Source organism: Nitrosomonas sp. Nm34, from assembly GCF_900113925.1.
Classification (GTDB): Bacteria; Pseudomonadota; Gammaproteobacteria; order Burkholderiales; family Nitrosomonadaceae; genus Nitrosomonas.
Genome location: NZ_FORD01000002.1, coordinates 184,076 through 205,370 on the forward strand (window position 1 = coordinate 184,076; position 21,295 = coordinate 205,370).

Genomic DNA, 21,295 nt, shown 5'->3' on the forward strand with positions numbered 1-21,295 from the left:
ATTTATATGCTTATTAATGTGTTTGGCAGTCAATCCGAGTTTAAGTACTTTCAGCTTCGATTAAAAGAGAAAAAGGATGTTTAATTTTGTTTATAGACGTCCAAGTACAATATCTTGTAAAGAAGGGGAGGACTCTGCTTGCTGATATCGACCTACGCTTCACCTTGGCTGGAGTTCCTGCTCTGCCTGATCGTAATCGGTTATGCCGGCGTCAAACTATCAGTATTCGGCGATGTGATCGCCGACAAAACCGGCCTGGGTGGTAGCTGGGTGGGTTTGATAATGCTGGCCACTGTTACTTCGCTGCCTGAGCTGGTAACGGGCGCGATTTCCGTGAGCATCGCTGGGCTGCCGGATATCGCCGTTGGCAACGTCTTGGGTGCTTGTGTCATCAATCTTTTTGTTTTTGTACTACTGGATTTTTTGCATCGCGGCGAGTCTGTCTTTCAGAAATCGAGTCAGGGACACATCCTCTCGGCCAGCTTCGGCGTATTGATGATAAGTTTTGTTGGCTTCAGTCTCTTGCTATCCCACAATGGCTATCAGCTAAGTTTCGGGCATGTGGGGCTTTACACACTTATAATAGTCATCATGTACGGTGTGGTGGTACGCAGTATCTTCCACTACGAAAAAAAGCACGTAGCAGATTTTGCCGATCATGGACCAGATCAGCGGCCGGACTTGAGCCTCTTCCAGTCTGTGGCACGTTTTGCGGCTGTTGCTATACTAGTGGTGGTCGCGGCTACCGCGCTCCCTTTTGTCGGTGAGCATATCGCGCAGGATATGGGCTGGCACCGGAGCTTTGTAGGTACGATATTCATCGCCTTGGCTACCACTGTTCCAGAGATTGTGGTTTCCATCGCTGCTATGCGCATTGGTGCGTTGAATATGGCAGTAGCCAGTTTATTGGGCAGCAACTTGTTTAATATATTCATCCTGGCAATCGACGATGTGCTTTATACTCGCGGACCACTACTGGCACATGTTTCACCCGTGCATGGTGTTTCGGCATTTTCCGCAGTGATGATGACTAGTCTGGCCATTATCGGGCTTTTCTATCGGCCCAACGGTCGTGTTCTCTATACTGTCGGCTGGACGAGTCTCGTGATGTTCGCTGTCTACCTGTTCAACACCTATATTCTCTATCTGTATGAGCATTGATGTTGGGCAATGAAGCAGTATGCCTCCCGCCTGCGTTTAGTCAGGTATGTCCTGCACGAGTTGCAGTCTAATGCTGAGGATCACGTGCGCTGCCCTCATCACTCCTTCGCAAAGTGGCAAACTTATTGATTCTAGTGATTTTCATTACTCGGATGACCAGTCCCGGTAAATGGGATAGTTCTGAGTCATGCTGAAACACCTTTACTTTAGAAGACAAACATGCTTACGATCAGGAAATACACCAGCAAACTCAGAATATCCTGCATGATCGTCGCAAATTGACCACTTCCGGCCTAATCGCTGCAGTAACCATGGCAGTGAGGTGTGTTGTCAAATATGGAGTCCATATAATTAAGCAACGAGTATATTTGCATCGTATCGCTGTGTAAATTCTGCTGGGGATAGGTAGTCCAATTTTTCCTGTTTGCGCTGCCGGTTATAAAAGATCTCGATATATTCGGTAATCTCCTGTTTTGCTTGCAGTCGTGTTTTGAATTTTCGATGATGTACCAATTCATTTTCAAGAGTTCCCCGGAAGCTTTCCATAGGAGCATTATCCCAGCAATCACCTTTGCCACTCATGGAAGAGACTATGCCTAGTTGTTTCAATCTGTCCTGGTAATCATGCGCACAATATTGGCTACCACGATCCGAGTGAAGAACTAACCCCTTTTCTGGCAGTTTTCTATCAGTTGCGCGAAACAAAGCCTGTATAATCAGATCCGTCGTCATCCTCTCATTCATGGCATAGCCTATTAATTCGCCATTAAATAGCTCTTTTATGCCAGAAAGAATACAGCCAGCCTTCGTCTGTAGGAATATAGGTGATATTGCTGACCCACGCTTTGCCAGGTGGGCTAACAGCAAACTCTCGTTCCAAAATATTAGGAGCGAACGGTGAATGATGTTTAGAATCAGTTTGAATTTACGCTTTTGCTTACAATGCAAATTCAGCTTATTACGAAGTGCTCGAACACGGTATGCTGTAATCTGCACACCCTGATCTACCAGCTCATTATACAAGCGTTTCACGCCGCAGATCTCTCGGGCGCGGTGGTGTACTGCCAGTATTTCTATTACCAGCCGTGCATTTTTTTGTGCACGCTCACAAGGTGGGCGAGTATGCCAGGCATGAAAACCATTCTCTGAAACATCGACTACACGGCAGTTCCATTTCAATAATTATCTTTATTGAATATGAACAATGAAACCGTGGTAAATCCAGTACTCAAGATTGAGTTGATTAATTTGAGATCGAGGTTGCGGTATTCGATGCGGCTTGTGAACCAAAGCACAGTAACAAAAATGTATACAATTGAAAATCAATCACCACATACCAAATACCTGCGGAGAGCGCTTCCTGATTGAGAAGATCCTGCAGCAAAAATATATGCACGAGGAGCTGAAAAAATTTGGGTGGATTGGGGGTAGAGGTATGAACCATCCATGCTCTTGCCAATGCTGCACATCCGATCGCTAAAGTAAGTGCAGCAAGAGAGGGTATGACCAGCCGAAGATAACGCCGTTTGATGAGATGAAATGGATCAGTGATAAGAGGATATCCCTTCGGGTGCAAATTTTTTGGCCGACAAGAACCCTGCTGTGACAAAAAAGACTTGTACGGCAATTCGTCCATATTCGCGAAGCCAGTTAATCAGGCTGGGGATTAAGGGATAGGCATAATCCGACATTGGACCATACCATGCCAAATGATGAGATACAATCAGCAAACATGAAGTCGCCTTGAGCACATCAATAAGCGGTATTCTCGGTGAACCAGCTTACATTGATGTTGTCAGTCAGGAGAAAAAAATGATTTTGTCATTGAAATAATCGGCTATTATTTGTAACAAGAAAAAAGAAATATCTTACGTTTTTTTTAAGCTGGAATGTTAGTGCTATTTATTTCAAATCGTCTTTCAAGATTAGACCGTATTAAGATTATTTATTCCTGAAAAGAATCAAAAATATTTTGATATTATGTCGCCTAAAAATTGATTCTAGTTCTTCATTTAAGGTAAACCATTCTGGCTACGCAACAAGAATTTGCAGATTTCTTGAGTGAGATTGAGTTACGTGCATATAAACAAGCGCTATTTGCAGTACTTGATGAGCATGTAGCATTAGATATTGTACAAGACTCAATGATGAAGCTCATCGAGAAATATGCGGATAAACCACTCGAAGAGCTGCCTCCTTTGTTTCAGCGTATTTTACAAAATACCATTCGTGATTATTACCGAAGGCAGAAATCCAGATCAATGTGGATCACACTATTCTCGGCTTTTAAATCCGACGATAATGAAAAAGGAAATGAAGATTATGATTTACTGGAAACATTACCGATACCTGAAGACTCTTATGGAAGTAACGATCCACATAAAGAACTGGAGCAGTCACAACTCTTAAATTTAGTCGAGAAAGGACTTAAAACATTACCTGCGCGTCAACGAGAAGCATTCCTGCTGCGTTATTGGGAAGGAATGGATGTGAGTGAAACTGCCAAGGTGATGGGTTGTTCGGAGGGAAGTGTGAAAACACATTGTTCTCGTGCAGTACATACACTTGCTACTCTACTGGAGAAAAAAGGGGTCAAATTATGAATGAAGAAGATAGAATGGGAAAAGAGGTCGCCAAACTATTGAATCTTGGTTTAGCTGATATTGATCAGAATACGCTTTATCGGTTGCAAATAGTACGCAGATCTGTTCTAGAGAATTATCAACCAAACGAGCAGGTGTTTCATGTCGGTAGAGGAATTTCTGCACATAGCGGACATGGCTGGTTTTTTGCTCGTGCCAACAAATTGGTTTTTTCATTAGTTATATTGCTTATTCTGATGGTAAGTCTTCATTTAAAATCAAATTACGATATTGATGAAAATGCTGCACTCGATACGATGCTACTTGCTGACGATTTACCCATTGATGTTTATCTTAGTGATGAGTTTGATTTATGGCTCGATTCCCCTCGATAGTGGTGTTGTATGTATGTATTACATTTTCTACGGGAACTTTAGCGCAATTAAAGCAGCCTTCATGGGCGGAGCTTCAGCCTTATCAGAAAATAATCCTGCATCCTCTTGAACAGGACTGGGATACGTTGGAACCAGACCAGAAAAAGAGATGGGTGAAGATGACTAAATATTATTTAGAGAAGACGCCACAGGAACAACAGCGGATACAATCTCAAATGCGAAGCTGGAGTGCTTTGACTCCTGAGCAACGAACGCAGGCTCGGGAACGATATAAAAAAATAAAGCAGTTACCAACTGACAAGCGCCGGGAAGTTAAGAAAAAATGGCGCAAACCCGAAGAGTTACTAGGAAATAACAGTAAATAGTAATTATTTACACCATTATTAAGCTCAAATGATGACTACTTTGTCGTGATGATGAGGCAGTAGGCCTTGAGTGAGTTAGAAGGACTCGTAGTCAGGTATTGTAACTATAAGCTTTGTCTGTGAAAGATATCTTATTCCATTTTCAAATCAAAAACGACGCGAAGGCGAACCACAGACAGTATCGCCGACAAAGTTAGTTTTGATTTAGAGAAATGGAATGACCTAAACCATTTTGCCTTTTCCTTCTTTTTTGATGGTACTTAAGCAAATGCAGCAGAATTTTTATCCATTGCATAATGACGCTACCCTTACGCTTCCTTCCACCTGGGCTTCTCAAGTTGAGGCGCATTTGGCAAGGGAAGAAACCGTATTGGCTTGGCTAGAAGTTGATCTTGATATTCAATTACATTTTTCTTCCGGCATCATCGTATTAACTAATCGACGACTGATAGCAAAAATGGCGGAAGAAGAAAATTGGCATGACTGGAATTATCAACCGGACCTGGTATTGGTGTGCCGTGATTATGCCGGTGTAGGTAATCTTGAGCTATTTGATGCGCATGCACGGCTGGCTCATTGGTGCTATACATTGAGCAAGGGTGCTCGAGCGAGCTATCTTATCGCACAATTTACTCAACTTCTTAATGCCCAGTTAACCGGGGAAAATCAGATACAGTCCATAGCAGCTAAGTGTCCAAAATGTGGAACAGCTTTACCCTATGATCAGGCAATTTGCCCGGTATGCGATCAGGGAGCTCATGTTGCTCCTTCTACGTGGACTTTGTTTCGTCTATGGCGTTTTGCGCGACCTTATAGATGGCGCTTACTCACTGGCTTTCTGCTGATGCTAGGCAGTACGGCTGCTACATTGGTGCCTCCCTATCTGACCATGCCTTTGATGGATAACGTGCTGATTCCCTATCAGAATGGTAAGCCCATCGACGTGGATCTTGTCGTCATGTATCTTTCTGGTTTGCTGGGGGCAGCTTTTCTTGCTTGGATACTGGGCTGGTCGAGAACTTATCTGCTGGCGAAAGTATCCGAGCGGATAGGTGCGGATTTACGAACGACGACGTATGAGCATCTTCTTAAGCTTTCACATAGATATTTTGGCGGTAAGCGAACAGGTGATCTGATGGCACGTATCGGTGCGGAAACAGACCGTCTCAATCTCTTTCTTTCACTCCATTTGCTTGATTTTGCCACCGATGTGATCATGATGAGCATGACGGCCATTATTCTATTTTCGATTAACCCCTGGTTAGCACTCGTGACACTGTGTCCGCTGCCAATTATTGCCTGGTTAATTCATCTGGTTCGCGACAGATTGCGCACTGGTTTTGAGAAAGTCGATCGAGTTTGGGCAGAGGTCAATAATGTACTGGCAGACACCATTCCCGGCATTCGTGTAGTCAAAGCTTTTGCGCAAGAAAATAGGGAAGTAGCACGTTTTCGTGCAGCTAATCAGCATAATTTGGAAATAAATAATCGGGTCAACAAGATTTGGTCGTTGTTTACGCCTACCGTAACGCTATTGACTGAAATTGGCTTGTTGGTGGTATGGATTTTTGGTATCTGGCAAATATCGGAGAATCAGATTTCTGTCGGGGTGCTGACTGCTTTTCTAGCTTATATTGGTCGTTTTTATCTGAGACTGGACTCAATGAGTCGGATAGTTTCCGTAACGCAGAAGGCTGCTGCTGGAACCAAACGTATTTTTGATATTCTTGATCATGTTTCCAGTGTGCCAGAACCCACCAAACCGGTTCATTTACCTGTGATTAAAGGCCACATTGAATTGCGCAATGTCGGTTTCCGTTATGGAACCCGTAGTGTCACGCAAGATATCAGCCTGACAATTGAGCCCGGGGAGATGATTGGCTTGGTTGGGCATAGCGGCTCAGGTAAGAGTACCCTTATTAATCTAATCTGCCGTTTTTATGACGTGAGCGAAGGTGCCATTCTGATCGATGGAGTAGATATTCGTTCACTACCTGTAGCAGAATATCGCAAACATATTGGGCTGGTGCTACAGGAGCCATTTCTTTTCTTTGGCACGATTGCAGAAAATATTGCTTATGGTAAGCCCAGCGCAACGCGCAAAGAGATCATCGCTGCAGCTCGTGCTGCATATGCGCATGAATTTATCCTGCGGTTACCTCATGGCTATGACTCTCTGGTAGGTGAACGTGGGCAAGCGCTTTCTGGGGGTGAGCGCCAGCGTATTTCGATAGCCCGTGCCTTGTTGATTGATCCACGTATCCTGATTCTCGATGAGGCAACCTCTTCTGTTGATAGCAAAACCGAGGAAGAGATTCAAGAAGCACTTAATAATCTGGTGCATGGTCGCACCACGATCGCCATTGCCCACCGTTTGTCTACTTTGCGTGAAGCCAATAGATTGGTGGTACTTGATGGAGGAAAAATCATCGAAATGGGTAATCATGCCGAATTGATGGACCGTCACGGATTTTATTATCACCTTTACCAATCTCAGGCGCGTAATGTTGATACGGAGTCTCCTTTGCTTAGGTTGGATACCGAAGGGGGTGCTAAGGGAGAACGGACATGAGTAAGCCAGATTATCAACTGAGTCGAAATGCCTTTGGACGGCTAGTTTTTATGGATAAGGATCAGCAGCTGCATGAAGGTATCGTGCCAGTACGAGCATTTCCAATTACAGCATCTGATGAGGGCATCGCGCTCGTCAATGCACATGGTCAAGAACTAGCCTGGATCGAATGTCTGGCTGAGTTACCCGAAGAATTTCGTATATTGCTCGAAACAGAGCTTGCTAATCGTGAGTTTATGCCAGAGATAAAGCATATTAATAAAGTATCCAGTTATGTCACACCGAGCACCTGGTGGGTTAAAACAGATCGAGGAGATACCACCTTTGTGCTCAAGGGTGAAGAAGATATCCGCCGTTTATCGCCTACAGCTTTGTTAATCGCTGATAGTAATGGTATAAATTTCCTGATTCGCAATCGTTTGCTGCTTGATCGCCACAGCGGCAAGCTGCTGGATCGTTTTCTTTAAATTTTGATAACAATGCATCCAAAATTCTTCAACGATTTTGGTTGATTCCATTTCAAAATAGTGGCTTCCCTTGACGGACAGACTTATTGTCTACCGCGTCAAAGATGGCAATTTGGGTGAAGAAAATCATTATTTATTTAAACCTAAAAATTGCCTTTAAATTTAATGCCATAGCACAAGTAATTCTAGAGATATGATTGTTTGCTGTATGCAAGAGCCATATAATTTCTAATGCAACATTTGCTGTACATATTTATATGTACGAGTTGTTTTTTCACTTCCAAATCAAAAATGACGCGAAGGCGAGCTGTAGGCAATATAAAAATAATACGGCAAGGAAAGCCGACAAAGTCAGTTTTAATTGAGAAATGGCATTTTCTGTTTTTTGATATTTTATGTCATAACACTGTCATAAAATATCATACTGAAGACTGAATCTACGTTTTTGTTTTTCTCTATAAACGCTCCTCTGTATCTGAATTCCTCTGTACCTACGTTCCTATTTATAGGAAAAAAACATAAATCTTTATATTGATGTAAACCGATTGGCACCCGTTGCGTTAATAGAAGTGTTACTCATTCCCAACTTCAACTTATAGCTTATGTCAAATCATTCCAGTTTGGATAGCAACAATAAAAAAGATCTTAAATTTCTTGAAATTCGCCATTTAAATGGGCCCAATATTTGGACCTACTATCCGGTACTTGAAGCGATTGTCGATATTGGTGAACTTGAGGATTTTCCATCCGACATCATTCCTGGCTTTTATGAGCGCTTGTCTTCGTGGTTGCCAACTCTGATTGAGCATCGCTGCAGCTACGAAGAACGTGGTGGCTTTCTTCGCCGTCTCAAGGAAGGCACATGGCCTTGCCATATTCTTGAGCATGTGACGCTCGAACTGCAAAATCTTGCAGGTATGCGCGGTGGATTTGGCAGGGCGCGCGAAACTTCGACCAGAGGCGTCTACAAAGTTGTTGTGAGTGCCTGGCATGCAGAGATTACACGGAAGGCTTTATTCTTGGCAAGGGAGCTCATTCTAGCAGCGATGGGATTTGATCCGCATCAGCAACCTTATGATGTGAAGGGGGCTATTGAACATTTGCGCGACATGGTTGATTCATTATGGCTTGGTCCTTCAACCGCTTGTATTGTGGATGCAGCAATAGCCCGCAATATTCCAGCGATGCGATTACTTTCCAAAGGAAACCTTGTTCAATTAGGACATGGTGCGCACAGTCGGCATATTTGGACGGCTGAAACAGATCGGACATCTGCTATTGCTGAAAGCATTTCACGTGACAAGGATCTGACCAAAACATTGCTCCATTCATGTGGCGTACCTGTTCCGGAAGGACGTATGGTGACCAGTCAAGAAGATGCATGGCAAGCGGCTATAGAAATAGGCTTGCCGGTAGTGGTCAAACCATGTGATGGCAATCATGGGCGAGGCGTGTTTATTGAGTTAAGCAGGCGTGAACAAATCGAATCCGCTTTTTCCGTTGCATTAGAAGAAGGAACGGATGTACTGGTCGAACGCTATATTCCGGGGACTGAGCATCGTTTACTCGTTGTCGGTGGACAACTCGTAGCAGCGACGCGGGGTGACTCAGTATCGGTCATCGGCGATGGGGTCTCTACTATAAGTGACTTAATTAAAAAGCAGATTAACTCGGATCCACGGCGAGGAACTTCTGAAGACTATCCTCTCAACATTATCCGTCTGGATAGTGCAGCCAGGATGGAAATTGCTCATCAAGGCTATACCCCTGATTCTGTAGTGCCAGTGGGAGTCAAAGTACTGATTCAACGCAATGGTAATCATGCTTTTGATGTAACGGATGACGTTCATCCAAGCATTGCCAAAACGGTATCCTTAGCAGCGCGTGTGGTGGGTCTGGATATTGCTGGTATCGATCTGGTAGTCAGTGATATCTCATGCCCACTGGAAGAACAAGACGGTGCAATTGTTGAAGTAAATGCTGGTCCTAGCCTGCTCATGCATATCAAACCTGCTGTAGGGAAATCCCGACCCGTCGGTCAGGCGATTGTAGATCATCTTTTCCCGCATCAAGACCATGGTCGAGTTCCTATTGTTGGCATTACCGGCAGTTATGGTAAAACCACAGTTGCTCATCTGATTGCCCGATTACTTACGCTTTCAGGTAAGCGTACAGGGTTAGCATGCAGCAACGGGCTTTATCTTGATCATAAGCAAATTGATAAAAGTGATGGTGCCAACTGGCACGCAGCTAATCGCACATTAATGAATCGCACTGTTGAAGCGGCAGTTTTTGAGAACGGCTTGGATACTATTCTGCAAGAAGGATTGGCTTACGATAGCTGTCAGGTAGGTGTCGTGACCAATGTTGAGCCGACTTTATATTATGGCCGGCATGGCATTGAAACCTCTAAACAAGTTTTTACTGTGCTGCGCACTCAGGTTGATGTCGTGTCACCGACTGCGGCTGCGATTGGCGATGTTCTGAAAGAGGTGGTCTTGCCGACAGGAGTAGCGGTTCTTAATGCAAAAGATCCTATGCTGATCGAAATGTCGGAATTATGCCATGGTGAAGTCATTTACTTCAGCTGTGATCCAGCGTTACCGGTTGTCAACTTACATCGCCAGCAAGGGACAGGTCCTACCCAGGGTAAACGAGCTGTCATTGTTCGTAATGGAAGAATTGTATTGGCTAATGGATCGGATGAGACGTCATTAATCAAACTGGCTGAGTTGCAGCCTGCTGTGGGTGATCGCGCAGTGAGAGAAATAGAGCATGTATTAGCTGCAGTAGGCGCTGCCTGGGCATTGGGTATTTCGCTTGGGCTTATTCGGCTGGGCATTGAAACATTCGGATTCGGCCAAGAAAAGAGTAACACTCAATATCAGGATTTTCCAGAAAAACAAGAAATTTAAGGAAATTTACTATGAAAGTGATCCAAATCCGTGCATTGCGCGGTCCCAATCTGTGGAGTAAGCATACCTCTATTGAAGCAACGGTTGTTTTTAGCGAGAACGCATATACTATCGACAGAATTCCGGGTTTTGAAACCCGCTTGCGTGAACGCTTTCCTGAAATTGCACTACTCCTGCCCGCCGATCGTTATAAAATAGCAACTGTGGCCCATGTTCTTGAATTTGCTGCACTCGGTTTGCAAGTACAAGCAGGTTGTCCAGTTACATTCAGTCAGACTATTCAGACATCAGAAGCCAATACTTTCCGGATTATCGTGGAATACAGTGAAGAAGCAGTGGGAAGACTTGCTTTTGAGCTCTCTTTAGAATTTTGTCACGCTGCGATAGAAAATATACCCTTTGATTTGTCCAAAGCGTTACTCCGCTTACACGCGCTTTATGAGGATATCCGTCTCGGGCCAAGTACTGGCGCTATTGTGCGAGCAGCTGTCGCGCGTGGTATTCCATACCGTCGCTTGACAAACGGAAGCTTGGTACAGTTTGGCTGGGGAAGCAAGCAGCGCCGTATTCAAGCTTCTGAAAGTGATTCAATCAGTGCGGTTGCCGAATCTATTGTGCAGGATAAGGAACTAACCAAGGCGCTCTTGCTTGCGGCGGGAATTCCTGTTCCTGTGGGGCGACCGGTCATCGATGCTGAGGATGCATGGACTGCTGCCTGCGAAATTAGTACGCCAGTGGTGGTTAAACCACAGGATGGCAATCAGGGTAAAGGTGTAACCGCTAATCTCGTTGATTATGAACAGGTCAGAGCAGCTTATGTGAAAGCTAGGGAAATTAGTGACAATGTGCTGGTTGAACGCTATGTGACCGGGCATGATTATCGTTTGCTGGTTGTGGGCAAAAAGCTGGTGGCCGCTGCGAGACGTGATCCTCCGCAAGTAGTAGGGGATGGCGTTCATAGCATTTATCAATTAGTGGAGCAAATCAATCGTGATCCACTGCGCAGTGAAGGTCACGCAAATCTACTGACTAAAATCCATCTGGATGAGATTTCACTGACGCATCTTGCTAGCCAAGGGCTGACAGCAGAATCTATTCCAGCTAAAGGCATGCGGGTTGTATTGCGCAATAATGCCAATTTGTCCACAGGTGGTACGGCAACTGATGTAACGGACGATGTTCATCCGGAAATTGCAGCCAACGCGGTTGCTGCTGCACAAATGGTGGGACTAGATATTTGCGGAATTGATTTGATTTGCGAGAGCATCATGCGACCATTGGAGGAGCAAGGCGGTGCCATTATTGAAGTCAATGCAGCTCCTGGTTTGCGTATGCACTTGCAGCCTTCATATGGTAAGGGGCGTCCAGTAGGAACGGCAATTATCGATAATATGTTCGTGCAAGGTGATGATGCGCGTATTCCGGTTGTTGCAGTAACAGGCACAAACGGCAAAACGACAACGGTGCGCTTGATAGCCAATATTTTGGAAAATAACCAGTTGCGTGTTGGTATGACGTGTACGGATGGAGTCTTCATCAATGGGCAAAGTATCGATACCGGGGACTGCAGTGGACCGAAAAGCGCCAGAAATGTTCTGTTCCATCCTGATGTCGATGCTGCCGTGTTAGAAACCGCGCGAGGGGGGATGTTACGTGAAGGGTTAGGTTTTGATCATTGCCAGGTGGCTGTCGTAACCAATATCGGCCGGGGTGATCATCTCGGCCTGGCTAATATCAATACCATCGATGAATTAGCAGCCGTTAAACGCCTTGTCGTAGAGAACGTCTTACCTGGGAAAGGTATCGCTGTGCTCAATGCAGATGATCCTCAAGTTGTCAAAATGGCTGCTCATTGCCCAGGTACTGTTATGTTCTTTTCTCGAGATGGCCATAATCCAGTGATATTGTCGCAACGTGCGCAACGTAAACGCGTCATTTATCTTGAGGATCATTTTATTGTTGCATCAGAAGCAGAAGTTGAGCAAAAGATACCTCTGAGTGAAATACCCCTTACCAAGAATGGTCTCGTCAGTTTTCAGGTTGAAAATGCTATGGCAGCGATTGCCGTCGGATGGGCACTGGGGCTGGAATGGGCTGTTATTCGTGACGGTTTAACAGATTTCATCAGTGATACGCAAACTGCTCCAGGGAGATTCAACCTTTTCAATTACCGGAATGCCACATTGATTGCAGATTATGGGCACAATCCAGATGCGATGGAAGCGCTGGCAAGTGCGATTGATAGTATACCCGCGAAAAGGCGGATGGTCGTCCTCAGCGCTGCGGGTGACCGCCGTGACGAGGATATTCGGTTACAGACCCAGATTCTAGGAGAAGTGTTTGATGAAGTGGTGCTTTATCAAGACAAATGCCAGCGTGGACGTAACGATGGTGAAGTACTAGGATTGTTACGAGAAGGGTTGGAGAATGCCAAGCGTGTGCGTAAAGTGAGCGAAATACATGGGGAGTTCAAAGCGATTGATACGGCGCTGACCAATCTGCAAGCAGGCGAGCTTTGCCTCATCCTGGTTGATCAGGTGGAACAAGCACTTGGGCACATCCATGATCGGATAGCTGACGCCTGCTAAAGTGGTGGTTAAATAATGGAATAATTTGCTTTCAAGCTGGCGCTTATAGATTATTGCACTATTTTTTATGGAATTGCAGTATTGTAGAATTGTTTTGTCCTTTAATTAATAGGATGCGGTGGGATTTAGTCGAAAACTAGAAGAGAATCGATATTTTTTGTTTCTTAGAACAAAATACAGCCTGTATTGTCGGATTATTTTAAAGTCCTAATAGAAGCAGCTATATAAAAATGGATGGCAATCTCTTGCTTGGATAGCAGAAGGACTATTATTCATTTATTTTAACGGGGGTTTGCGTTGATTAAGCAATCAATACAATCAATTACTGCAGTTTGTCTTTTAGTTGTGATATTTTATGCAAGCACAGCTATGGGTCATGGGAGAGTTGCGATGGCAGAAGATCCCTGTGCGCGTCATATAGGAGGGAATATGGTGCACTTAAGTGCATACCAGCCACAATATGACCAAAAGGAGCAATACTGTACAGAAATTCCGATAGCAGGAGATACTTACTTTGTGGTGGATCTGGTCGATCAGCCCTTGCGAGGTATGCCTGTGAGTTTAAAAATTTTTCGTGGCGATGATAATGAGGGTGAGACCGTTGCCCAGGTAAAGGCTGATTATCATCCTGATGGTGTTATCAGCGGAATAGGTAAGCTGGATAAAGGACTCTATTCAGTAGTGGTGACAGCAGAAGGTATTCCGCCTTTGCAATACGCTTATCAACTTCGTGTGGATATGATCGATTATGGGAAGGTGGCCCGTACCTGGGCAGGTCCTCTCATAGCAGTGCTATTCTTATCGTGGCTAATGTATCGACTGATACAATCGGGGCGCTGGCGCCAATGGCTTGGTTCTCGTAATCAATAGATAAAGATAATCACGTCATAAACCGGATTAAGGGTTACTTTAAGAGAGTTAATTGCCTCCGTTAACCGGAGGCTTTTTTATGTGGTACCAAGTGAGATCAAACACTCATTGCACGATTGATACCTGAATTGAGCTAGCTTCATCTTCTCAATATCGTAATGCCATGTTTGATTTTGACTTCGTTTACCCGCATCTCCCCTGATAGTGTATTAATAAGTCTCGATATTGACCTTTGCCGGCACTGAATTGAGCACCACATCAATTTACAGGTGAAAATTTAGTTAATTCTTTCAATTTCATTTCCAAGTCAAAAATGACGCAAAGGCGAGCCGCAGACAGTATTAATAATACGGTAAGGTGAAGCCGGCCAAGTCATTTTTGATTTAGAAATGAAATAATCATAAAATCCCAGGATGGTGGATTGGTTGTGACCACCACTCAGCCAATCCATGCCACCAACTGGGAGATAGTTGGAATAATTCCAGTGATACACCGATAGAAATATTAATTGTTGCTATCCTTGGGCCGGCTGAATCGGTGCTTTATGGTATGGCTGATATCTTTTCGGCTGTGGATATTTTTTGGCAGAGTTTGATAAGAACTGAGACTGAGCCATAGCAGAAACTATTTCACGCGACATTCACGGAGTGCCCCCATCCGTAGTTATAATGATGGTAACTGGAGACTGTTATCCCAAAAATCAGGAGGTCATGATGAATAACTATATTATGTGGTTTGACCAGTTGAGTAAGGATGATGTTGGCATTGTGGGTGGTAAGAATGCCTCATTAGGCGAGATGATCAGCCACCTTAGCAAAGCAGGGGTCAATGTCCCGAATGGTTTTGCCACCACCACGCACGCCTATCGTGATTTTCTGGCGAGTAATGGCCTCACTGAGCGCATTAAGCAATTACTGGATAAACTGGATGTCAGCGATATCAACGCGCTGACCACTACAGGCAAAACGATTCGTAATTGGTTACTGGCTGCCACATTACCCGATGCTTTGCTGCAAGCAATCACTCAGGCCTATCAGCAATTGGTGGCTGATAGCGATGATGCTATTTCCTTTGCCGTACGTTCGTCAGCAACGGCTGAAGATTTGGCTGATGCCTCATTTGCAGGGCAACAGGAAACTTTATTGAATGTGCATGGCCTCGATCAAATTTTTGCGGCGATCAAAATTGTGTTTGCATCGTTATATAACGATCGCGCTATCGCTTATCGCGTTCACCATAAATTTCAGCATGATAAGGTACATCTGTCCGCAGGAATTCAGAAAATGGTGCGTAGCGACCTTGGCGCGAGTGGCGTGATATTTACACTGGACACCGAATCAGGGTTTCGGGATGTGATTTTCCTCACGGCCACTTATGGTTTAGGAGAAACCATTGTGCAGGGAAGGGTCAATCCGGATGAATTTTATGTTTATAAGCGAGGGTTGGAGGCAGGCCATCCGGCCATTCTTTCGCGACGTTTAGGGGCTAAGGCCATCGAAATGATTTATGATGAAAAAGGTAAGCAGGGCGCATCCACATTGATACGTGATGTTGAAGTCAAGCGCCGCCAGCTTTTCTGCTTGTCTGATGCGCAAGTGGAAGCACTGGCACAACAGGCGTTACTCATTGAGAAGCATTATGGCCGTCCAATGGATATTGAATGGGCACTGGATGGACTCGATAAGCAGCTTTATATTGTCCAGGCTCGCCCAGAAACGGTTGAAAGCCGAAAGAGCCTCACAGTAGAGCATTTCAAATTAAGTGAGCAAGGAAAGGTACTGACTGAAGGCCGCGCCATCGGGCAAAAAATAGGGCAGGGAGTGGCGCGTCTGATCATGCATACTGACCAGATGCAACACCTTCAAACGGGAGAGGTGCTGGTTACCGATATGACTGATCCGGATTGGGAACCAATCATGAAACGAGCAGCCGCTATTGTTACCAATCGTGGAGGGCGCACGTGTCACGCTGCGATTGTGGCACGCGAACTGGGGATTCCGGCAGTGGTGGGTTGTGGCGATGCTACGACACAAATCAAGGATGGAGTGGAAATCACTATTTCCTGCTCTGAAGGAGATACCGGTTATGTTTATGAAGGATTACTCAAGTTTGAGCACACGGTTGCCGATATCGGCAAACTGCCCGATCTGCCCGTTAAAATCATGATGAATGTCGGTAACCCATCCCATGCATTTTCCTTTTCCCGTTTGCCCAATCAAGGGGTTGGGCTGGCGCGGCTGGAATTTATCATTAATAATATGATCGGCATCCACCCGAAAGCATTGCTGGAGTTTGAGCAGTTACCGCAGGAATTGAAAGATGAGATTGGGCAACGTATAACCGGTTATGCTGATCCCGTCAGCTTTTATGTGGATAAACTGGTGGAAGGGATTGCTACTTTAGCCGCAGCCTTTCATCCTCACCCTGTGATCGTACGCACGTCCGACTTTAAATCCAATGAGTACGCCAATCTGCTCGGTGGGGACCGTTATGAGCCAGGCGAAGAAAATCCCATGATTGGTTTTCGTGGGGCATCCCGCTACCTGGCAACCGCGTTTCGTGATTGTTTTGAGCTGGAATGCCGGGCGTTGCGTAAGATACGCGATGAGATGGGGCTGACTAATGTTGAGGTCATGATCCCATTTTGCCGTACTGTGGAAGAAGCCCGGCAAGTTACGGAGCTGCTTGCCTCGCACGGGCTGGCGCGTGGCCAGAATGGTTTACGTTTGATTATGATGTGTGAGATTCCTTCCAACGCGGTGCTAGCAGAAGAGTTTTTGCAATATTTTGACGGCTTTTCCATTGGTTCAAATGATATGACTCAGTTGGCGCTGGGCATCGATCGTGATTCCAGTCTAGTATCCCACTTGTTCGATGAGCGCAACGCGGCCGTTAAAAAGATCCTGAAGATGGCGATTGACGCCTGTCACAAACAAGGTAAATATATCGGTATCTGTGGTCAGGCACCCTCTGATTATCCGGATTTTGCAGTTTGGCTGGTTGAGCAGGGGATTGGGAGTTTATCGCTGAATCCCGATACCGTTGTGGATACCTGGCTGCATCTTGCCAAGTTGAACAAATAGTGAACAAACAGAAGCGTACTGTCTTCTATTTGTCGGATCGTACCGGCATCACTGCGGAAACGCTTGGGCACAGCTTATTGACCCAATTTGACGGAATTGAATGGAAAAAAGTCAACGTGCCCTTTCTGGATAATATGGCAAAAGCCCGGACTTTGGTGGAACGAATTAATCGTGCTGCCGAATCTGATGACCATCGACCATTGGTTTTTAGTACCTTGCTTAGAGAGGATATCCTGGCAGTGATTCAACAGGCAAACTGCCGAGTGTATGATTTTTTTGAAACATTTATTAGCTCAATCGAGCAAGAACTTCAGCAACCCTCTGCCCGAATGGTTGGACGCGCTCATGGTCTTCAGCAATCTCTGTCCTATTTCAAGCGGATTTCAGCGCTCAATTACGCGTTGGCGCACGATGATGGCGTTAATCCAAAAAATTTTACCGAAGCAGACATTATTCTGGTGGGTGTTTCCCGCACCGGTAAAACCCCTACCTGTCTTTATCTGGCATTACAATACGGTATTGTTGCCGCAAATTATCCGTTCACGCAAGAAGATATGTCTGCTAACCAACTTCCCACAGTGCTTGAATCTGTCAGAAACAAGCTCTTCGGCTTGACACTCAACGTGGCACAATTGCATTTTATTCGCCAAGAACGCCGCCCTCAAAGTCAGTATGCATCGCTCGCCCAGTGTCAACTTGAAATTAAATGGCAGGAATCCTTGTTTCAACTATTGGATATTCCCTACTTGGATACAACGCACATTTCTATTGAAGAAATTAGCACCATTATCCTTGAGCACAGTGGTTTGAAAAGACAGCTGTATGGTTAGAACGAGCGTTTTCTTAACCTTCTCGCTGGGTAAAATTAGGTTCGTCACCATTTGTGTGCTTGCCAACCCGAAACTCTCGCAGGGCACGCGCGCAGACTAGCGTGTATAGTAGCAAGCAAGCCGCTATTCCCTTATTTCCTGCCTCTTTCGCCTGCGTGGCTAACCTCAACCACAGTTCAGGCGGCTCTGGCGGTGGATCGGGAACTTACTTGAAAGAGTCAGTAAAGCCTGAATCATCCATTTTAGCAAAGGCAGTTAGGTACTTGTTGCTCCAATCTTTCCACTCCGTGTCATTCGATACTGCTGTACTCGAAATCTCCGCATGCAAGGCTGCCCGTTCGGTTTCGGTAAACCCTGTGCGTTATTTCGTAATTTTTCCTTAATTGGTCTCAATTGAGCGATCACAAAAAGCAAGGCGGGATGTGATTACGAAGAAGTATCGCGAAATTTTGGGCGGATGCATCATTATGTATTTGCTTCCCACCTAGTTTTATATTCCTGTATTTCTTCCGATCCATAGCAAACTCTACTCGGTAATGTTCAACACGCTCTAACAACAAGTTGAAAAGGGATCAGTCATTGTATCTTGCCGACTAACAGTCCTGTAATGAACATTAAAATACGCTGCCATTTTAAATATTGTGCAATATCCGATTTTTATATACCACATTCATTGTGCCTCTCCTTTATTGGTCATATCGATCATCATATCGATCATTTGGAATCGTTGAAGAGAGCAGGTTTATCTTGGTGACGATGAGTTTATCAAAGAAATACAGCAGTATGTGGAGTGAAATCCCACGTGCTCAGACAAGAGCAAGAACTCAACCACTTTCCTATTATTCATCCTTTAGCAATAAAAATAAAAAAATGGCAACCACATCTCAAGCAGATAATTCCATAATAATGGAACTGTCAGAAAATGGCATTGTCCCATAATTTGTACATGTGTTTTTGGAGGAGTTTGCTTTATACGAAACGATACTGTATTAATTCCACAATACCTATTGGCAGTTAAATTGACAGCCATAAGATAATTTAAAAATGTCTCGGTACTCACAAAATTAATATCCTTTTCATCCATGCTAACACAAGTTAGGTTGCGGTATTCATGAAACCTCCTTGAGGGAAAATGACGCTAACAGTTTAAAGGTATGATTGGGCATTATCTGTTCGGTATCACACATTATCCTGAAAACTTTTTAGGATAATTCTACTGACGGTAATTGAGTTGGATTGTCAGCACCCGTTACGCTTGGCAGAGACTTGATAACCTATTGACAACTTGAAGATCAGAACGCTCTGCGTTACAGGACAGAGTTGAGTTTAATTCATAATCAAGGCCCCTAGTTTTCTACTAATTTAATAAGTTTATTAGGGCTATAGCACCTTACGTTATTGATAGGAGTAGAAATTATGATTAACATACCAAGCCCTCGACAAAATCAACTGCTCAATGCTTTACCCTCAACCGAATATGAACGTCTTCAACCTCATCTAGAGCCGGCCCAGATGAGCTGTGGTGATATTCTTTATGAACCAGGAGAAAAGTTGCATTTCGTCTATTTTCCTACGGATTGCATCGTATCGCAGCTCCACGCCATGAAAGATGGAGGGTCTTCGGAAACCGCCATTATCGGCAATGAGGGGGCAATCGGGATTACGCTATTCATGGGCGGCGGAACCATGACTAATCGAGCTTTAGTGCAGAGTGCGGGTTACGCCTATCGGATACGGCAACCTTTGTTTATGCAGGAATTTAACCGCCATGATGCGCTACTTCATTTACTACTGCGCTACACCCAGGCACTCATTGCTCAAATGGCTCAAACTGCAGTTTGTAATCGGCATCATTCGGTAGGCCAGCAACTTTGCCGGAGGCTGCTGCTCAGCATTGACCGGCTTCATTCAAACGAGTTAACCATGACTCAGGAATTGATTGCCAATATGTTAGGTGTACGCCGTGAAGGGATTACAGAGGCTGCTGGAAAATTGCAGCAAGCAGGATTGATTAATTACAACCGTGGGCACATTAAGGTGCTGGATCGATCGGGATTGGAAGCACGAGTCTGTGAATGTTACCATGTAGTCAAGGATGAATTCGATCGCCTCCTACCCTTGAGTTACCATGATTCAGGAAATGATTGCCTATATGCTGGGTTCGCCAATATGCCGGGTAGGCGTAGTGAAGGTGTTACAGAGAGTGCTGGAAAATTGTAGTGAGCCGGATTGATTAATTACAGCCGCAGGCACATCAAGGTACTGGTCGCTCGGGGCTGGAAGCATAAATGGGTAAATGTTGCCATGTAATCAAGAATGAATTCGATTGCTTCCTGCCCCTGCGTACGTCCTGAATTTTAATAGGAGAGAGGTATTTAATCTTTAAATTTCTCTTTCACTTTCGCGGCGCCTTCTCGCACAGCATTTCTCAATGAATCCCAGGCATTTTCTATACCTTCCTTAAGCTCCTCCCAAGCGTCTTCACTGGCTCCTCCAAGTTCTTTCAGCTTGGCTTTTGCATTATCAATATGCCGCTCAAGTTCTTCAGTGCGCTGATCATGTTGCATACGGATACTGGCATCGGCCGCAGAACTCTTCGCTTCGGCTTTTAATTCCTTCAATTTAGCTTCTGCTTGTTCTATCTCGGCTTCTAGCTTTTGTTTGTATGCATTTAGCTCGCTCATAATGTCTCTCCTTTGTTAATAAAGTTAGGATTGATTCTTAGACTTCACGATCACTTCATTACAATTAATAACACAACAGCTCCTGCTATGCCTGTCAATACTAGTCCGATGAAGTAGCATTAAGCCAAGCAAAAGGCTGCTAGTAATGGCGCTAATAATTTCAAAAATGAGGTTACTCAACAGGGCTAGTTAAACTTGTCTTTCACTCGAGCAGCCCTTTTTAATATATTCCAAACACTTTCTGCCCTGTGTTTAAGGTTCCTCAAGCAAGCATACTCATTAGCGATACCCTCGAACGTACATTTAATATTTCAATTTTGGTGACAAAGCTAAAAGCTGTCTGTGCGGTGCCGCACATAATGGAAAATACACTCTGCTTTCAATATTTCAAAGAGAGAGCCTGCTTAGCAGTTTGTGTAGGGCGTAATAGCGAAGCGTATTCCGCTGAATTTGAAACTTTGTCATGGCGGGGCACGATACGACTTCCCCTATTGCGCTATACTATAACTAAGGGCAGATCGGGGAAAAACTCGGATTGTAGTATACTACTGTCAGTTGAGCTGTTAAAAAACTATACTTCTCGTGAATCAAAAATTGGTTTAAGTTAATGCGGCATAGTTGTGAATATATTAGAATTTTAATATGTCATCACATTACCCGCTCACTGCACAAGAAATTGCCAATTTAAAGGTGGCGCACCGTCAAACCAGAGACAAGCGTTATGCTGACCGGCTAAAAACGGTCTACCTGTTAGGTAAAGGCTGGTCGGTTACTCAAGTGGCT

At 44.6% G+C, this 21,295-nt stretch carries 15 protein-coding genes and 1 pseudogene; 12 read left to right on the forward strand and 4 right to left on the reverse strand.

All coding sequences use genetic code 11. The features are described 5' to 3' along the window. Positions 1 to 138: 138 nt before the first annotated feature. Entirely contained in the window at positions 139 to 1,161 is a 1,023-nt protein-coding gene (locus BM283_RS01875) for a sodium:calcium antiporter (RefSeq protein ID WP_254776081.1), read from the forward strand. Positions 1,162 to 1,512: 351 nt separating this feature from the next. Here BM283_RS01875 and BM283_RS01880 read toward each other — a convergent pair. From BM283_RS01880 to BM283_RS20420, 3 genes and pseudogenes are all read right to left on the reverse strand, one after another. Further along, positions 1,513 to 2,328, reverse strand: a pseudogene (locus BM283_RS01880) (IS3 family transposase); the annotation flags it as partial. 76 nt (positions 2,329 to 2,404) lie between these two features. After that, complete coding sequence (locus BM283_RS01885; RefSeq protein ID WP_139225164.1) at positions 2,405 to 2,797, reverse strand: hypothetical protein; 393 nt, start codon at positions 2,795 to 2,797, stop codon at positions 2,405 to 2,407. Next, on the reverse strand, positions 2,706 to 2,912 hold the full coding sequence (locus tag BM283_RS20420) for an acyltransferase family protein (RefSeq protein ID WP_368086394.1): 207 nt from the start codon (positions 2,910 to 2,912) through the stop codon (positions 2,706 to 2,708). Before BM283_RS20420 ends, BM283_RS01885 begins: the two co-directional genes overlap by 92 nt. 276 nt (positions 2,913 to 3,188) lie before the next feature. Here BM283_RS20420 and BM283_RS01890 point away from each other — a divergent pair, with 276 nt between their 5' ends. The 11 genes from BM283_RS01890 (at position 3,189) to BM283_RS01945 (ending at position 20,048) form a co-directional block, all read left to right on the forward strand. Beyond that, positions 3,189 to 3,764 (forward strand): RNA polymerase sigma factor, encoded by a 576-nt coding sequence (locus BM283_RS01890; protein WP_090688479.1) that lies wholly within the window; start codon positions 3,189 to 3,191, stop codon positions 3,762 to 3,764. Then, positions 3,761 to 4,138 (forward strand): DUF3619 family protein, encoded by a 378-nt coding sequence (locus BM283_RS01895; RefSeq protein ID WP_090688482.1) that lies wholly within the window; start codon positions 3,761 to 3,763, stop codon positions 4,136 to 4,138. The genes BM283_RS01890 and BM283_RS01895 overlap by 4 nt, the downstream gene beginning before the upstream one ends. Further along, positions 4,117 to 4,503 (forward strand): DUF3106 domain-containing protein, encoded by a 387-nt coding sequence (locus tag BM283_RS01900; RefSeq protein ID WP_090688485.1) that lies wholly within the window; start codon positions 4,117 to 4,119, stop codon positions 4,501 to 4,503. Before BM283_RS01895 ends, BM283_RS01900 begins: the two co-directional genes overlap by 22 nt. A 289-nt stretch (positions 4,504 to 4,792) precedes the next feature. Beyond that, complete coding sequence (locus BM283_RS01905; protein WP_254776083.1) at positions 4,793 to 7,075, forward strand: cyanophycin metabolism-associated ABC transporter; 2,283 nt, start codon at positions 4,793 to 4,795, stop codon at positions 7,073 to 7,075. Beyond that, positions 7,072 to 7,542 (forward strand): cyanophycin metabolism-associated DUF1854 family protein, encoded by a 471-nt coding sequence (locus BM283_RS01910; RefSeq protein ID WP_090688488.1) that lies wholly within the window; start codon positions 7,072 to 7,074, stop codon positions 7,540 to 7,542. Before BM283_RS01905 ends, BM283_RS01910 begins: the two co-directional genes overlap by 4 nt. Before the next feature lie 602 nt (positions 7,543 to 8,144). Beyond that, the gene (gene cphA / locus BM283_RS01915; protein WP_090688491.1) at positions 8,145 to 10,457 is read left to right on the forward strand and encodes a cyanophycin synthetase; all 2,313 of its coding nucleotides are present in this window, start codon (positions 8,145 to 8,147) and stop codon (positions 10,455 to 10,457) included. A gap of 11 nt (positions 10,458 to 10,468) precedes the next feature. Beyond that, positions 10,469 to 13,045, forward strand: coding sequence for a cyanophycin synthetase (cphA, locus tag BM283_RS01920; RefSeq protein WP_090688495.1), 2,577 nt, complete (start codon positions 10,469 to 10,471; stop codon positions 13,043 to 13,045). A 390-nt stretch (positions 13,046 to 13,435) separates the two neighbouring features. Further along, a complete protein-coding gene (locus BM283_RS01925; protein WP_254776084.1) occupies positions 13,436 to 13,915 on the forward strand; it encodes a hypothetical protein in 480 nt (159 codons plus the stop codon). A gap of 713 nt (positions 13,916 to 14,628) precedes the next feature. Further along, positions 14,629 to 16,998: a phosphoenolpyruvate synthase gene (ppsA, locus tag BM283_RS01930; RefSeq protein ID WP_090688500.1), complete on the forward strand. Its 2,370-nt coding sequence runs from the start codon at positions 14,629 to 14,631 to the stop codon at positions 16,996 to 16,998. Then, on the forward strand, positions 16,998 to 17,828 hold the full coding sequence (locus tag BM283_RS01935; RefSeq protein ID WP_090688502.1) for a posphoenolpyruvate synthetase regulatory kinase/phosphorylase PpsR: 831 nt from the start codon (positions 16,998 to 17,000) through the stop codon (positions 17,826 to 17,828). The genes ppsA and BM283_RS01935 overlap by 1 nt, the downstream gene beginning before the upstream one ends. 1,416 nt (positions 17,829 to 19,244) lie before the next feature. Further along, positions 19,245 to 20,048 carry a Crp/Fnr family transcriptional regulator gene (locus tag BM283_RS01945; RefSeq protein WP_090688509.1) on the forward strand — a complete coding sequence of 268 codons (804 nt, stop codon included), beginning with the start codon at positions 19,245 to 19,247 and terminating at the stop codon, positions 20,046 to 20,048. Between the two features lie 155 nt (positions 20,049 to 20,203). Here the strand turns inward: BM283_RS01945 and BM283_RS01950 are convergent, their stop codons facing one another. Continuing rightward, positions 20,204 to 20,512: a sll1863 family stress response protein gene (locus BM283_RS01950; RefSeq protein WP_090688512.1), complete on the reverse strand. Its 309-nt coding sequence runs from the start codon at positions 20,510 to 20,512 to the stop codon at positions 20,204 to 20,206. Positions 20,513 to 21,295 lie beyond the last annotated feature (783 nt).